The sequence below is a fragment of the Aquimarina sp. EL_43 genome (genome assembly GCF_943422735.1).
GTDB classification, from domain to species: Bacteria; Bacteroidota; Bacteroidia; order Flavobacteriales; family Flavobacteriaceae; genus Aquimarina; species Aquimarina megaterium.
In genome coordinates, this window is record NZ_CALSBR010000001.1 from 4087704 (window position 1) to 4103366 (window position 15663).

Annotated in this window: 18 protein-coding genes; 11 read left to right on the top strand and 7 right to left on the bottom strand. The window is 33.3% G+C overall.

The window, feature by feature from the left end:
• The first annotated feature begins 92 nt into the window (after nt 1-92).
• Complete coding sequence (locus NNL09_RS17515; RefSeq protein ID WP_196910427.1) at nt 93-1691, top strand: hypothetical protein; 1599 nt, start codon at nt 93-95, stop codon at nt 1689-1691.
• A 30-nt stretch (nt 1692-1721) separates the two neighbouring features.
• Nucleotides 1722-2192 carry a hypothetical protein gene (locus NNL09_RS17520; protein WP_025667764.1) on the top strand — a complete coding sequence of 157 codons (471 nt, stop codon included), beginning with the start codon at nt 1722-1724 and terminating at the stop codon, nt 2190-2192.
• 17 nt (nt 2193-2209) lie between these two features.
• Here NNL09_RS17520 and NNL09_RS17525 read toward each other — a convergent pair whose 3' ends face one another.
• The 4 genes from NNL09_RS17525 to NNL09_RS17540 form a co-directional block, all read right to left on the bottom strand.
• Complete coding sequence (locus NNL09_RS17525) at nt 2210-3397, bottom strand: class I SAM-dependent methyltransferase (protein ID WP_196910426.1); 1188 nt, start codon at nt 3395-3397, stop codon at nt 2210-2212.
• A complete protein-coding gene (locus NNL09_RS17530; RefSeq protein WP_025667762.1) occupies nt 3398-4486 on the bottom strand; it encodes an AI-2E family transporter in 1089 nt (362 codons plus the stop codon).
• A 69-nt stretch (nt 4487-4555) separates the two neighbouring features.
• On the bottom strand, nt 4556-5077 hold the full coding sequence (locus tag NNL09_RS17535) for a TrmH family RNA methyltransferase (RefSeq protein ID WP_196910425.1): 522 nt from the start codon (nt 5075-5077) through the stop codon (nt 4556-4558).
• Complete coding sequence (locus tag NNL09_RS17540) at nt 5077-5721, bottom strand: DUF4159 domain-containing protein (RefSeq protein ID WP_196910554.1); 645 nt, start codon at nt 5719-5721, stop codon at nt 5077-5079. Before NNL09_RS17540 ends, NNL09_RS17535 begins: the two co-directional genes overlap by 1 nt.
• A 44-nt stretch (nt 5722-5765) precedes the next feature.
• Here NNL09_RS17540 and NNL09_RS17545 point away from each other — a divergent pair, with 44 nt between their 5' ends.
• The 8 genes from NNL09_RS17545 (at nt 5766) to NNL09_RS17580 (ending at nt 10614) form a co-directional block, all read left to right on the top strand.
• Entirely contained in the window at nt 5766-6491 is a 726-nt protein-coding gene (locus tag NNL09_RS17545; RefSeq protein ID WP_196910424.1) for a thioredoxin family protein, read from the top strand.
• 133 nt (nt 6492-6624) lie between these two features.
• Nucleotides 6625-7119: a DinB family protein gene (locus NNL09_RS17550; protein ID WP_196910423.1), complete on the top strand. Its 495-nt coding sequence runs from the start codon at nt 6625-6627 to the stop codon at nt 7117-7119.
• 4 nt (nt 7120-7123) lie between these two features.
• Nucleotides 7124-7705 carry a sigma-70 family RNA polymerase sigma factor gene (locus tag NNL09_RS17555; RefSeq protein ID WP_025667757.1) on the top strand — a complete coding sequence of 194 codons (582 nt, stop codon included), beginning with the start codon at nt 7124-7126 and terminating at the stop codon, nt 7703-7705.
• A gap of 49 nt (nt 7706-7754) precedes the next feature.
• The gene (locus NNL09_RS17560) at nt 7755-8663 is read left to right on the top strand and encodes a sterol desaturase family protein (RefSeq protein ID WP_025667756.1); all 909 of its coding nucleotides are present in this window, start codon (nt 7755-7757) and stop codon (nt 8661-8663) included.
• A gap of 112 nt (nt 8664-8775) precedes the next feature.
• Nucleotides 8776-9234, top strand: coding sequence for a DinB family protein (locus tag NNL09_RS17565; protein ID WP_196910422.1), 459 nt, complete (start codon nt 8776-8778; stop codon nt 9232-9234).
• A gap of 11 nt (nt 9235-9245) precedes the next feature.
• Nucleotides 9246-9725, top strand: coding sequence for a hypothetical protein (locus tag NNL09_RS17570; RefSeq protein WP_109852597.1), 480 nt, complete (start codon nt 9246-9248; stop codon nt 9723-9725).
• Nucleotides 9726-9738: 13 nt separating this feature from the next.
• Entirely contained in the window at nt 9739-10110 is a 372-nt protein-coding gene (locus tag NNL09_RS17575) for a DUF1801 domain-containing protein (protein ID WP_196910421.1), read from the top strand.
• Between the two features lie 18 nt (nt 10111-10128).
• Nucleotides 10129-10614, top strand: a complete 486-nt coding sequence (locus NNL09_RS17580; protein WP_196910420.1) for a DinB family protein — start codon at nt 10129-10131, stop codon at nt 10612-10614.
• A gap of 17 nt (nt 10615-10631) precedes the next feature.
• Here the strand turns inward: NNL09_RS17580 and NNL09_RS17585 are convergent, their stop codons facing one another.
• Nucleotides 10632-11798, bottom strand: coding sequence for an esterase-like activity of phytase family protein (locus tag NNL09_RS17585; protein WP_196910419.1), 1167 nt, complete (start codon nt 11796-11798; stop codon nt 10632-10634).
• Between the two features lie 331 nt (nt 11799-12129).
• On the opposite strand from NNL09_RS17585, the gene NNL09_RS17590 reads away from it, so the two are divergent.
• Nucleotides 12130-13809 carry a T9SS type A sorting domain-containing protein gene (locus NNL09_RS17590; protein ID WP_196910418.1) on the top strand — a complete coding sequence of 560 codons (1680 nt, stop codon included), beginning with the start codon at nt 12130-12132 and terminating at the stop codon, nt 13807-13809.
• A gap of 64 nt (nt 13810-13873) precedes the next feature.
• Here NNL09_RS17590 and NNL09_RS17595 read toward each other — a convergent pair whose 3' ends face one another.
• Both NNL09_RS17595 and tsaD read right to left on the bottom strand, forming a co-directional pair.
• Nucleotides 13874-14578 carry a 16S rRNA (uracil(1498)-N(3))-methyltransferase gene (locus tag NNL09_RS17595; RefSeq protein ID WP_025667750.1) on the bottom strand — a complete coding sequence of 235 codons (705 nt, stop codon included), beginning with the start codon at nt 14576-14578 and terminating at the stop codon, nt 13874-13876.
• A 51-nt stretch (nt 14579-14629) separates the two neighbouring features.
• On the bottom strand, nt 14630-15652 hold the full coding sequence (gene tsaD / locus NNL09_RS17600) for a tRNA (adenosine(37)-N6)-threonylcarbamoyltransferase complex transferase subunit TsaD (RefSeq protein ID WP_196910417.1): 1023 nt from the start codon (nt 15650-15652) through the stop codon (nt 14630-14632).
• Between the last annotated feature and the right edge of the window lie 11 nt (nt 15653-15663).

Genomic DNA, 15663 nt, shown 5'->3' on the forward strand with positions numbered 1-15663 from the left:
ATGCTACAGAAACCTTAAATACTTCTTTTATATATTTGTATACTATTGACCTATTATAGTATGTTATGAAGATTTATAAAAACAATAAAAAAATGAATAGTAGATACCTTTTAGTTTTTGCCTTACTTATCTCTAGCTATACATTTGCACAGAAACCTATCTTGCTTGAAGATTTTTCTTTTAAAATAGGAGAAAAATATAAACGAATACGAAATATAAATACGTATCAGGTAGCTTCAGGAAATCGACTTGTTTCTATTAAGAAAGGCCGCAATTCTATGACTATACAGCGGTATTCTCTAGATGACCTTAAAGAAGATGTAAAGAAACGACAAGTTGTAGATGATAAAGGAAATTTTGAAACTGTCATGAAACTAGGAGGAAAAGCAGTGGTGTTTTATTCTATAAAAGATAAAGCATACGCACAAAAAGTATCTCTTACGGGTATAGTGGTAGAAAAACCTATTCAGCTTGTTAATGATAGAGAAAATGTGAATAGAGATTTTGGTTTTAAGAGTACTTATGGATTTGATGCAGGAGGAAGAATTAACAAATTTGTATTTAAAAAATCTGCAGATCAAAAAAAGTTATTGATTTTATATCGCATAGAGACAAGTTCGGGAAAAGGAGATAAAATAGGGATCGCAGTGTATAACGATGATCTAAGCCTTCTATGGAAAAGAAAAGTGACATTACCATATTCGTCCGACAGAATTCAGAATGAAGATTTTGCGATTGGTAATGATGGTCATTTTTATATGACAGCGTCTATTTTTAATTCAGAATCAAAGGACAAAAATAAATTAGAAAATACATACCACACTGAAGTTTTTAAAATTACCGAAGAAAGTGGCAGTGAAATTATAAAAAGTAAGATTGATATCTCTGGTAGATCAATTACCGATGCTGTGATTGAAGTTGACGGAGCAGGAAAAGTAAAAGTATCTGGTTTTTATGCTAATTCAAACAATAAAGAAGAGGTCTCAGGAGTCTTTTCTACTACCTTGTCTGATAGTGGTATAGTAAGCTCTACAATAAAAAGTGATATTCCTTTAGAAACATTACAAAGTCTTGCTCTAAAAAGAGAAGAACGGGTTAATGAAGGAACACAAAAAGAAAACGATCTAAAAGACCTAGAAAGACTTAAAATAAATGATGTCATATTTAATAGTGATGGTAGTACAACCTTTCTGGCAGAGCAACGTTTTGTAGAATCATTTACTACCTCTAGTTCTTCGGGATCCAGAACAACATATAAGTATTATTACAGGGATATTTTTGTTTTAAAATTAGGATCAGATAATACTATGATATGGATGCATAAACTCCCAAAGTATCAGATGGGAACAAAAAGTAAACGAAGTATGTCTTATCTTAATTTTGAAAATGATGGTAAATTATATTTATTCTATATGGATGACTTTACTAATCTTAAACGATCATTTGACGAGACTCCTACAAGATATTTTGATGGTAAAAAAGAGTTCATATACCTTACATCCTATGTTATTGATAATGCTACAGGAGAGGTTACCAAAGAAGCTATTCTTACCGGAAGTGACATCAGGAATGCACGTTTAGATGTTTTAGAACTTACTAAAGCTGCAATGTTACCTAATAAAAGTATGATTATGGAAGCTTATGATGGTAAAAAGAATAACTTGTTGCTTAAAATATCATTGGCCAAATAATAAATCGGCTTTTTTTGCGATAAAAAAGTAATGAAGGTTTTATTAATCATAGTAACTTTTTTTTTCTTAGTAGGTGATACTGTTCGTATTGAAGATATACGAAATGCCTATAAGACGTGTAATGAGTCTAAAGAAAAAACAGAACAGTTCTATGAGCTTACACAAAAAGGGTTGCAAAATAAAGGAGCAATTTATCGAGCATATCACGGTGCAGCACTCGCATTAAAAGCTTCATTTTCTTGGAACCCATTTAGTAAAATATCGTATTTCAACAAAGCAAAGAAGATGATAGAGGAAGCCATATTGTCTGAACCAAATAATATAGAGTTGAGGATGATCAGACTAAGTATTCAAGCCAATACTCCTAAAATAGCGGATTATTATAAAAATTTAGAAGAAGATAAAGATTATATATTTGATAATATCGATAAGGTTGATGATAAAGAGCTAAAGCTATATATAGAAAATTTTATAGCACAGTCTTCTATTTTTTCTGATTAATTAAATGCCTCATTGTTTTAAGAACTAAGTTTTTTACAATGGATTATTACTTTTTTGTTGTCATAACCCGTTGTGAAAAAGAGATAATCATCGCCTCCTTCTTTAATTTTAAACTTTTTTCTTAGAGTAGCAACCGATTCCTGAAAGTTACGTATTGTAATATTGGCTTTGGTGATCCCTATTTTGTACAGTACCTTTTTTTGATAAGGATATACTGTTATGATTTCAAACTTTCTTCCGGGGAAATCAATTTTATGATCAGAAGTATATAAATGCGAATTAATATGAAGTTTTGTTAGCTTAAAAGCAGTAGCAATACTTTGAAAACTTCCACTTTTTAGGATTGCGGCATTGGGTTCATAAAGGTAGGTCATAGGTAGCCCCATGCTTGCAGATTGCCTGGTTTCATCTTTTAGAAAAAAAGAAAACTCCTGATGTACCGTTTTTTGAATGTTGGCAGTCACAATTTTGATATCTCCAGTATAGGTTTTATCAAGAATCCATATCAATTCTTTAACTTCATTTTCTACAGCAACAACATGAATTTCTTTTATGTTTTGCAATGTTTTGCTCCCCATTTGAATATCTAATAATGGAGAAGTTTTGATTAAGATATTTTTACTTTTCTTAAAAAGTAAATCTAAATTAGAAGGCACATCGGGTAAACAGTCTTCTAGAAAGAATACTTTTCCTTTGCTATCATGTCTTCTAGAGGGGTCGATGTAAATCCAATCCAGAGTATTGTGATTTTTCAAAATGTCTAACCCATCTCCGATAATAGTTTGGATATTTTTCTGCTCGAGTATTTCAAAATTATGTGAAGCAATTTCGCTTAATGATGCATTTAATTCACAATGAATTACTGTTGTGATATGTTTGGCAAAAAAATAATCATCAATTCCAAAACCACCTGTTAGGTCGATTAAAGATGCTCCCGAAACAAGCTTACTTTTATACAATGCTGTTATTTCAGAAGAGGTTTGCTCCAGGTTAAGTGTTGGCGGGTAGTAGATTTTGTTTTTAGCATACCAGGTGGGTAACTTTCTTTTTACTTTACGTTTTCCCTGGATTTGTTGCGCTAACTCTTTGCTAGAGATCCTTTCAAAAGGGCTTTTGCTTAAAATCAGGGTACTTATATCGAGTGTACTCTCAGATTTTTCAGCAATAAACTCCTGAACTTCTTTATGTAGCAGTAGAGGATTCAATTAGAGATCTTTGGTAAGTGTTTTTACAATTTTATATTCAGAAAGAAATTCTTTAGCAATTACTTTAATCGCAGTATAAAAAGGTACCGCAACGATAAGTCCGCCGATCCCAAAAAGTAATCCGAAAATAAGAATAGCCAAAAAGATCTCTAGCGGATGAGATTTTACGCTGTTTCCAAAAATCAAGGGTTGGTTTAAGAAATTATCAATCAATTGAATGATCAGATAACCAATTAGAATGTAAGTTAGTTTTGGCAAAATCACAGTCTGAAAATCAAATCCTAAGTTACTGGTGATTGCTAGTATAATCACAAATACTCCCCCAAATAATGGGCCTACGTATGGAATTAGGTTACAAATTGCTGCAATTAAAGCGACTGCAATGGCATTATGAACTCCAAATATCAATAAGAGTATGGTGTATAAGATAAAGAGAATAATTACCTGTAATAGTAGCCCAACAAAGTAGCGTGAGAGTAAATCTTTAATTTTAGTAAATGCTCTCATAAATCTGTTTTCATCTTCTTTTTTTGCAAGCACTAATAAGCTATTTTCGAGAAGGAGACTATCTTTCAATAAAAAGAAAGAAATAAATAAAACCGAGAATAACCCAATTAAAACTGCTCCAAAACCACTTAAAAACGAGTTTATGGCATTGGGGATAGCTTTTAAATCAAAAAATTGCATTAGATCGGTTTGTTTCATCAGTTCTACAAAATTTAGTTTTTCTATTTTAAAATAAGCACTAACCTCCTGATTAAATCTATTGATATCGTCCCCTAATTTATTGATATCAATTTCACCAATTAATTGCCCTTGTTCACTAATAATAGGAACAAACAACATAAAAATACTTAGAAATAACCCAATAACAATTAGTAGTGTGGTGACCACTGCCAACGAATTTTTAAATTTCAGTTTCTTTTTAAGAAATAGGACCAAGGGCCTACCCATTAGAGAAATTACAGAAGCAAAGGCAATGTATATAAGAACAGACTGTATTTTATAGAGAAACCAGAGTAATCCTAAGACACCGATAATAATAGCTACTGCTCTTAAGATTCCGTATGCAATTGTTTTTGAATTCATATTTTAAAATTTCGAAGATTCAAAGTTACAAAGTTTTGATTTGTCCTTTATTGCTATCCTTATGGAGTATTATTTTCTACTGTTCAATATTTGTTTTGTAATCTCATATAGAGCAATTCCCGTTGCTGTTGCAACATTCATACTACTATTATTGCCATACATATTGATGTGTACACTGTTTTTTGTTAAAGCCAAAACTTCATTAGATACTCCAAAATTTTCTTCACCGATCACAAGTGCTATTTTTTCCTGGGGAGATGGTTTATAATCAGCAACAGGAATACTTGTATCGGTAATTTCTAATGCCAGAATGGTATACCCATCAGATTTAAATTGCTGTACGGTATGTATAATATCATTAGCTTGATGATAAGGTATGATCTCGTGTGTAGCTCTTGCTGTACGTTGCATACGTTTACTAATCACGGTAATATCTTCTCCGCAAAAATAGATTTGCTCTATACCAAAACTATCTGCGATTCTAAATATACTTCCAATATTTGCGGGCGAATTCACCCGATCACAGATAAGCGTTATCTGAAATTGATTTTTTACAAACCGGTTATGATGATGATGTAATTGCTCTGACATTAATTCTCAAAAGCGTATTTAATAATATTAGCTCCCATTTTTAGTGCTTTGGATCTTACTTCTTGTGGGTCATTATGGACCTCTGGGTTTTCCCAACCATCACCAAGGTCACTTTCAAAAGTAAAGAGTAATATCAGGCGATTTTCATGAATAATTCCCAGTGCTTGTGGTCGTTTCCCATCATGTTCATGGATTTTGGGCAATCCTTGCGGGAAATTATATTTTGATGAAAAGATAGGATGTGTTACGGGTAATTCTACCAGTTCTTTATCAGGAAAAACCTTAACGAGTTCTTTTCGAATGTATGGTTCCATACCATAGTTATCATCAATATGTAAAAAACCACCACTTAAGAGATAATCTCTTAAGTTTTGGGCATCTACATCTGTAAAAAAAACATTACCGTGCCCTGTCATATGAATGTATGGGTACTGAAATATATCAACACTTTCTGGCTTAACTGTTTTTGGCTTAGCACTTATTGCAGTATTAATATTTTGATTACAAAATGTAATAAGATTAGGAAGAGCCGTAGGATTACTATACCAATCACCACCTCCTTTATATTGTAAAATGGCAATATCTTGCCCATAAATTGATATGGTTACCAAAAAAAAGAAGATATATCCAGTAAGTTTTATCATCATGCTCGTCTAAAATAAAGCCTAAAAGTACTAAAATTATGCAGATGTTACAGAAGCTTATGATGCTATTAACGCTTATTGTTTTGATACCTATAAATGCTCAGAAAAGCAATGAATCAGCAATAGTATTAGAATTATTTACCTCACAAGGGTGTAGTAGCTGTCCGTCGGCAGATGAATTACTCGAGAATATTAAGAAAAAACACCAAGATCAAAATGTAGTTGTGCTATCATATCATGTAGATTACTGGAATAGATTGGGGTGGAAAGACCCATTTAGTTCGGCAAGATTTAGTGACTATCAAAGAGCGTATGCACAACAATTTAACAGCAGATCTATTTATACTCCGCAATTAGTAGTCAACGGAAGCGAACATTTTACCGGATCAGATCGATATAAGGCAAATATTGCTTTAAAAAAGTATTCAAAAACTAGGGTTAATTCTACTATTTTGATAAAGGATATGCGACAAGAGCCTTCTCAGATTGTTTTTAATTATAAGGTAGATGGAGCTCCATTTAATACGATTACACTAGCTTTGGTAGTTTCTGAGCGTATTACTAATATATCGAGAGGAGAAAACAGAAATAGAACATTAAAAAACACCAATATTGTAGCGAATCGAGTGGTTAAACAAGAAGAATCGGGGAATATCTCGATGACCATTCCTGATTGGGTTTCAGAAAATGATGAACTATCCGTAATTGCATATACCCAAGATGATACTTTAAAAACAACAGGAGCTACAAAATTGGCGGTTCTTAGGTGATTGTTTGGGTATAGTATATTTAGAATTAGAACTTCTTATAAGTTTAATATTATTCAAAATCATTATAGTAACTTTGGATGAATGCGTTTTAATCTTAACTTTTAGTAAAGATTATACCTAGATCAATGAAGTTATGGAAATAAAGGATATACATAGTTTTCTTAGGTATTACACCAGGATAAAAGATCGTACCAGAAGATTATTTGAACATATTCCAACAGAAAAAATAGAATGGACCACTAGTAAGGGAAAATTTACTATTGGTGATATCATACGTCATCTGGCACTTACAGAGAGGTTTATGTATGTCGAAAATGTTCGGCTAAAACCTAGTTTATATACTGGTTGTGGAGAAAGCTATGCAAAAGGATATCAAAAGACAATTAATCTGTATAATGAACTACATCTTGAATCGGTAGCAATTCTTTCGCAGCTTAAGTCCGAAGATTTACTTGAAAAATGTGAAACACCAGGAGGCCACAAAATAACAATATGGAAATTACTACGAGCTATGGTAGAACATGAAATCCACCATAGAGGAGTACTATACACGTATCTGGCACTATTAGAGATAAAGACTCCACCTATATTTGGATTAACCTCAGAAGAAGTAATACAAAAAAGGTAACTATATGAAATTCGAAAATATCTGGGAAGAACATAAAAAACCGTTATTAAACTTCATTAAGACAAGAGTTGATGATAACAATATTGGCGAGGATATAGTACAAGATGTGGGTATAAAACTACATACTGCCTTATACAAAAATCAAGAAATCAATAATTACAAATCCTGGCTTTTTCAAGTAGCAAGAAATACGATTGCAGACTATTATAGAAAAAATAAAATACCGACTACTATTATAAAAGATCAACCAGAGATTGCCGAAACATCAATGTCTGGTACTTGTGTATGTGATTTATCGGGATTTGTTATCCAAAATTACCTTCCAAAGCAATATGCAGATGCACTCTATCTAAGTGATATCGAACAAAAGCCTCAAAAAGAGATTGCAAAAATTTTAGACCTAAGCTTAACAGCTACCAAATCCAGAATACAAAGAGGGCGAAAAAAGCTAAAGGAATTAGTGACCGATTGTATAGAGATATCATACAATAATAAAGGGCAGATAACTGGGTTTCTACTTAAAGATGATTGCGAATTACCACCAGAACTGATAACCCAGATAGATAAATTAAATTTAACGATATAAAGCTGCATCTTTTTGTTCTATTTGTACGACTATAGGTTAAAATAGAATAATGAAGCAACATAAAATTTTATCCGTTTTAACCGTTCCCGCTCTACTGTTAATAACCGGCATAATTGCATCCTTAACGATTAGTAAGCGTTGGAGTTTTGAAATATCGTCTTACGCTATCTTTCTTTTTACGGCAATTTATATTTTAATATTCGAACAAATTATTCCCTTAAAAATAGATTGGAAAACCAAACGAAATAACCTTTTTACAGATATAAAACACTTTATATTTTCGACAGCATTATTTGATGCATTAGGTAAAACAGTATCACTTTCTTTTGTACTATATCTTCAACAAAATTTCTTTATAGCATCAGAAATATGGGACGATGTTCCTCTCGTACTAATATTTGTGGTCGCAAATATAATAGGAGAATTTCTACCTTATTTCTACCATAGAATTAGCCATATCGGAAACCTTAATTCTATCCTAAGTTTATTGCTATGGAAAATACACTCGATTCATCATTTACCAACTTCGTTAAATTGGTTTAAGACAAATTGGATACATCCAATTAATATCTTCTTAAATACTGTATTTAAAATGGTACCTCTTTTGCTTTTAGGGTTTAATAAAGATATGATCTTTCTGGTAGGAGTAACACATGTGGTGATAGCATATATTTCTCATGCTAATATCAAAACCAAAACAGGCTTTTTGGATTATTTGATCGTTACACCACGACTACATCATTTTCATCATAGTAAACTACTGCATGAAGCTAAAAATTATGGGAATATTCTACCCTATTGGGATTTGGTTTTTGGAACTTATTATAATCGTAAAGGAGAAGTCGATGATGTAGGAGTCATAGAAAACCATATGTTATATCCAAAACAGAAAAACTACCTCCAACAGCTATTATTTCCATTTAAACGAGTTTTTAAGGAATGTTGTCAAGTAAAATGATTCTATTATTCAATTCAAAAATGATTGCAATATATACATTTGTAAATGTAGATAAGTACAATTGCCTTTTGTAACTTTGATACAACAGTCTGATCATATACAATAGTCAAAAATGCAAATATCTGAAATAACACAGAAACTTAGTCATCTATTAGAAAAGGGAGCAAAGCTAATACATGATAGCAGTGAAAACGAACTTAAATCCAAACCTTCTCCAAATAAATGGTCGAAAAAAGAAATTTTAGGCCACCTGATAGATTCTGGAATAAATAACTTGCAAAGGTTTACAGAAATCCAATTTGAAACCAAACCCTACAAAATTCGAAAATATAACCAAAATGAACTCGTTAATGCCAATCATTATAACGGAGCTAATACAGATGAAATAATAAGTTTTTGGTTAGCTATTAATGAGCGAATTAAAAAAGTGATCGAATTGCAAGATGAGTATACTTTAGCATATCAAATTGAAATCAATGAAGGAGAAAAATCTGATTTTAAGTTTTTAATTGTAGACTATATAAATCATATGAAACATCATTTAGATCAAATAGAAAAATCGCACAACTAATAAAATAAAAAATGGAATATTTCACTTTGGCACGAGTACTACACGTTCTAGCTGTGATTTTATGGATAGGTGGAGTGGCTATGGTAACAACTGTAATTATCCCCGCTGTTAAAAAATTAAAATCGAAGGAAGATCAGATAAAAACCTTCGAACAGATAGAAGGTAAATTTGCCTTGCAAGCCAAAATTACAACTTTAATAACTGGTATAACAGGGTTTTATATGTTGTATGTACTGGATGCGTGGGATAGATATTTTGATTATAGATTTTGGTGGATCCATGCAATGACACTGGTTTGGATATTATTCTCACTAATTCTGTATGTTTTAGAACCACTCGTATTGCATAAATTGTTTAAAAAGTATGCAGAGGATAATCCCGCAAAAACGTTCAGATTTATGCATCGTATGCATTGGATTTTGCTGGTATTAAGTTTGATTACTACAGCAGGAGCAGTGGCAGGTAGTCATGGATGGTTTTTCTTGAAATAATCAATGAGAAATAATGAATACTAACGATCAATTTTATTTCGATAAGCATGAACCCAACAAAAGCTGTTTGTTGACCATGCGTAGTATTATTCTTAATCAAGATGAAGATATTATCGAAACACGTAAATATGGGATGCCGTGTTTTTGTTATAAAGGGAAAATGTTCTGTTACTTATGGGTTGATAAAAAAACCGACGAACCCTATTTTCTCATGGTAGAAGGAAAATATCTTGACCATCCTCAATTAGAAACAGGTGATCGCGCAAGAATGAAAATTTTTAGGATAGACCCAAACAAAGATCTACCCGTAACGACAATCAAGTTAATTTTAAATCAGGCATTAGATTTATATAGAAACGGTACCATTATAATTGCTAAGAAGTAGCGTCAAAAATCAAAATAGATGAAGCAGTATCGAGATCAAGGAGCTGTAGGAGCATTATTAGATGAGTATGAAAAAGCAGTAACAGAAGTTATCACCGTTTTGTCTGATGTTAGTGACCAAAAATTGACCACTATTGTAGATGATAAGACCACAGACCCTGATTGTAGATCAATACAAACTATTTTGACCCATGTGATAAGAGCTGGATATTGTTATGTTATTGAAATAAGAAAATCATTAGGGGAGCAGATTGATTTTGTAGAACGTAAACCATTGAATAGAGTAAAAGAATATCAAACAGGTTTACAAGAAATGTTTATATACAATGAACAATTTTTTGAAGATTACCCTGATTTACATCTTGAAGAAAAAGATCCTGATAAAAAAATAGTAGTAGCATGGGGACAACGGTATAATATAGAGCAGTTATTAGAACATGCTATTGTACATATTTTAAGACACAGAAGGCAAATCGAAAGGTTTTTAATAAAACTAAATACTTAGTATTATATAGAGTATCGCTATGGTATCACTTTTAAAACAATAAATTGATTAAGTTGTGGAAAAAAGGAATTAAAGTTATTGTCAGAAATTACAACGATCGTTCGACTACCATCTTTTAATTTTGGCCCAAACGAAAAACCTTCAAGGTTATCTACAGTATTATTAGTAAGTTGACTTCGAATACTATCAAAAGTAAAAAGTAAAGTTTTTGTTGCTGCAGTATAGGAGGTAGTTGCTAATATTTCTGTAGACAACGTATCTGTAGCATTTGTAGCGTCTACCTTATATATTTTTACTGTATTTCCTCCGTCTATATATCCAGAAGAGAAAGAACGTTCTAGTGCCAGAAATTTGTTAGTGTCGTATTCCAGAATTTCTACCAAACCATTCACTTCAAATGTAGTACCTAGTGTGGCTTCACGTGCTACAGGATCAAGCTCATAAGCAAATTGTCGTTCGGCAATTCCTGATATTTTGTTTATATAGGTGACTCTTACAGGAGATTGTGTGTCTGTAGTGGTGGGTTCTGGACCATCTTCAATAAGAGGTAACTCAAAAGAGATCCAGTATCCTTTATTCTCAAAACTCAATGAAAGACCTTCTAAAACTCCGTTATGCCTTGGTCCAGAAGAAGTATCCACTGTATTGGCCTTAAAATTATCAGGCAATGTAAAACGTTTGATTTGATTTCCTTCGGGAGCTATTTCGATCAAAGCCGGATCCACATCATTAGTAATAGAACCCTCACTAGTATACACAATCGTACCTGTACCGGTATCAAAGCGTATAGCTTCGGGATCAACAGCTCCCTGCACCAAAGGAGCACCTGCCTCATCTTTAATTTCTACCATAGTGGTAATCCCAACCGAAGTAAAACCATCTTTGGTATAAGTTATATCTGCCTCATAATATCGTATAGGGGGTGTAGAAGTATCGCAGATGATGTACCACTTACCATTTTGATAATCAATTCCCGAAAAGCCCCCTATAGGGACACCATCAATTTCCTGGTCTGCAAGTACAGATTCATCGATATACTCAAGAGCACTAATTGTATTTTGTTCATTTACAGGAAGTATTGGTGTAGGCTCATCGCCTGTAACTGGTGCCGTATCACTTGTACTCGAAGAACAACACCAACATACCAAAACAATCAAAAATACTTTTTTTATTACCTGTACCATAATGAACTGGATTGAGCGATAAAGATATCAATTTGTAATGAAAAATACTGTTATAAACGTATAAATACTGTCTTGTAATCTACTAGTAAATATATAAAATAAAACAGGCTTTTACCCCTGTATTTATGGGGTGTAACCACTTGATAGTCATTGTGTTGTTTTGTAAATTAGTAGTGATGGGTTAATGTAGAAAAACACAGAGACAGGTCTTTGATTTCTCGTTATGAGATACGTTAAAAAATCAATAGACAAAGGACGCAGGTTGTTTAAACCCATAGCTATGCAATTGCATAGGAGAATATGTTTTTAACCAATTTAAATATAAATCATCATGAAAACAATTTTATGTAGTGTAGCCTTTTGCTTTATTACAAGTATGGGCTTTTCACAATTTCAACACACGTTCGGAACAGAAAAATCAGAGATGGGTAGATCTCTTACTCAGCTACAGCAAGTTGAAAAGGGGTATTTGATAGCAGGATATACTTCAAAAAACTTTATTGGTAGTCTTGAAGCAACCTTGGTCAAAACAGATCTTAATGGTAATCAAATATGGTCTAGAGTATACGGAGGACAAGATTACGAATATTTTAATTCAGTAAGACAATCCACCTTTTTTAGCCCCAACAACAGAACAGCTTATGTGGCTGCAGGAGTTACTCGTAGTTTTGGTTTTGGAGGCGGAGACGCATATCTTATGGGAGCAGATACTAATGGTGCTCTCGTTTTTTCTGCAGTATATGGGGGGCAACAATATGATGCTGCTCACTGTGTGCAAAATAATAGGGAAGTAACAGGAAAACCGGGCTATATTCTTGTTGGTGAAACTAGAAGCTATACAGCATTCCCCGGAGCCAATGTATATGTTGTTAAAACAGATTTGCAAGGAAACCTAATAAGAGCTACAGTAATAGGAGGTAGAGGAGACCAACGAGGTATGTGGATAGAACAAACAAGAGATGGAGGGTACATCATTGCAGGATCGACTACAAATTACTGGTGTGGTGTTAGTACTACGTTGGCCAACCCACCTACAGATCTTTTTGTGATAAAACTAAAACCTGATCTTACCATAGAATGGAACAGAATATTGGGGTATCCTAATGAGCTAGACCCTACAATGGGATATAGAAATGTAGCTACTTGTGTAAAACAAGATAGAAATGGTAATTATGTTCTTACCGGATATACCAATAGTTTTGGGATTAATAATTCTTATGATGCATTTTTATTATACCTGGATGGAGGAGGTAACTTCATGGGGATGAAAACATATGGAACAGAGAGAACAGAGCTAGGATTTAGTTTAGAAGAAACTTTTGACGGAGCAGGAAACCAGCGATTTACAGTAGTTGGTCAACAGGTTATTTCATCACGTAAAGCTATGCTGTTTCAAACAGACGCTGGGGGTACTTTACAATGGGCACGTGAGTATGGCTATGATAAACAAGAAGGAGGAATGGAAATGGTAACCGATACTTATGATAAAGGATTTGCCTTTACAGGATATACAACTTCTTTTGGAGCCGGGGCTACAGAAATTTACCTGGTAGAAACCACAGATACAGGCAAGACAGGTACAATTTGTGAAAAAGAAATAGATCTAAAAGAAATAAAGCACGAACCTTGTATTGCTAAAAGTGCGCAACAAATCTTTGTAGATGAGTATAGAAGAATAGAGCATCCTGTGATTAGAGTAGAATACAAAGAAGACCTGTGCAAAAAAAGTAAAGTTGGCCTTACAACAGAAGAGGCTAAGCCATTAGAAACAGATGTAGTCCTATTCCCTAATCCCGTTAATAATCTCCTTACATTAGATGTTGAAAAAACATTTGCAGTATCCAAAGTTGAGGTTTTTGATGTGCATGGTAAGATGGTTATTCAAAATGCAGAATCAGGTCAAAAAGGCAAAATAGTACTAGCCACAGAAGGTCTGCAACCAGGAATGTATATCGTTAAGCTACGAACTCAAAACGGAGAAACTCGTATGATGAAATTCCTTAAAAAATAAAACTATTAGTACTGTAATTAAATAATTAAAAATGAGCTGCTTCTATTGTGTTGAGGTAGCTCATTTAATTATTTATAAAAGCTATACTATGTACCGCAACGATTGCTGCAGTCTCGGTACGTAATCGGGTTTCTCCCAATGTAACTGGTGTATACCCCGAGCTTAACGCTATATCAATTTCTTTTGTCGAAAAATCCCCCTCGGGACCGATAAGAATGGTAGTATTTACTTCTGGCAGAAGAACACTTTTTAAAGATTGCTTTTTGGTTTCTTCGCAATGTGCGATTAATAATTGATCTTCATTTTCCTGTTTTATAAACTCAGAAAATGTAATAGCTGGGTTTAGCTTTGGTAAATAACATTGCAGCGATTGTTTCATCGCACTTTGAAGGATACGTTCGAATCGTTCTGCCTTGATGATTTTTCGTTCACTGTGATCACAAATAATAGGAGTAATTTCATCGATACCAATTTCAGTAGCTTTTTCCAAAAACCATTCAAATCGATCATTCATTTTAGTAGGAGCTACAGCTAGATGTACTTTATACTTTCTATGCTGTTGCTGGTCATAGCTTTCAATTTTGGCAATACATTGGGATGGGTTAGAAAATATAATGCGAGCAATAAATAAAAAACCATAACCATTGGTAATATGCAATTGATCTCCTTCCTTTTTTCGTAATACTTTGGCAATATGTTTGCTTTCTTCTCTCGAAAATTTTATTTCACTACTAGATGTTGTTAAAGTATGGTTATAGAATAATTGCATTTTATATTTTATAGTCAAAAATCAGGTTATACATTTATAAAACACTATAGATTAGAATTGTATTCGGGCTTTGGCTACGACACTCATATCCGTAAAATCTTTCTTCAGGTATTTTAAATAGCCTACAATTCCGATCATTGCAGCATTATCTGTAGTATACTCGAATTTGGGAACAAAAGTTTTCCATCCATACTTTTGTTCTCCTTCTTTTAGTGCTTTTCTAATTCCCGAATTTGCCGAAACGCCACCACCAATTGCGATACTTTTAATACCGGTTTGTTTAGAAGCTTTTTTAAGTTTATCGATTAGGATATTAATAATTGTATATTGTAGAGATGCACATATATCATTAAGATTTTCGGCTACAAAATCAGGGTTCTCTTTTACTTTTTTCTGAACGAAATAGAGAACAGAAGTCTTAAGCCCGCTAAAGCTAAAATTGAGATCACCAACTTTTGGCTTAGGAAAAGGAAACGCTTTTGGATTTCCCATCTGTGCATATTTATCAATTAATGGTCCTCCAGGATATGGCAATCCAAATATCTTTGCGCTTTTGTCAAAAGCTTCTCCAACAGCATCATCGATAGTCTCACCAATAATTTCCATATCAAAATGCGCGTTAACTTTAACAATCTGTGTATGTCCACCACTTATTGTCATTGCCAAAAAAGGAAATTTTGGGATATCAAACTCATCTTCTTCAATAAAATGAGCCAAAATATGCGCTTGCATATGATTAACATCTATTAAAGGGATATCCAGAGCCAGGGCTAATGACTTGGCAAATGAAGTGCCCACTAATAGAGATCCCATTAACCCGGGGCCTCGGGTAAAGGCAATGGCATGTAAATCTTCTTTCTTTATATTTGCTTGTTTAATTGCCTGATCGATTACTGGAACAATATTTTGCTGATGTGCTCTAGAAGCTAATTCGGGCACAACGCCACCATATAACTCATGTATTTTTTGCGATGCAACAACATTGGATAAAACCTGTCCATTACATAATACAGCAGCAGAAGTATCATCGCATGAAGACTCAATACCGAGGATGTATATTTTTTGTGGATTCATTATGAGGAAAA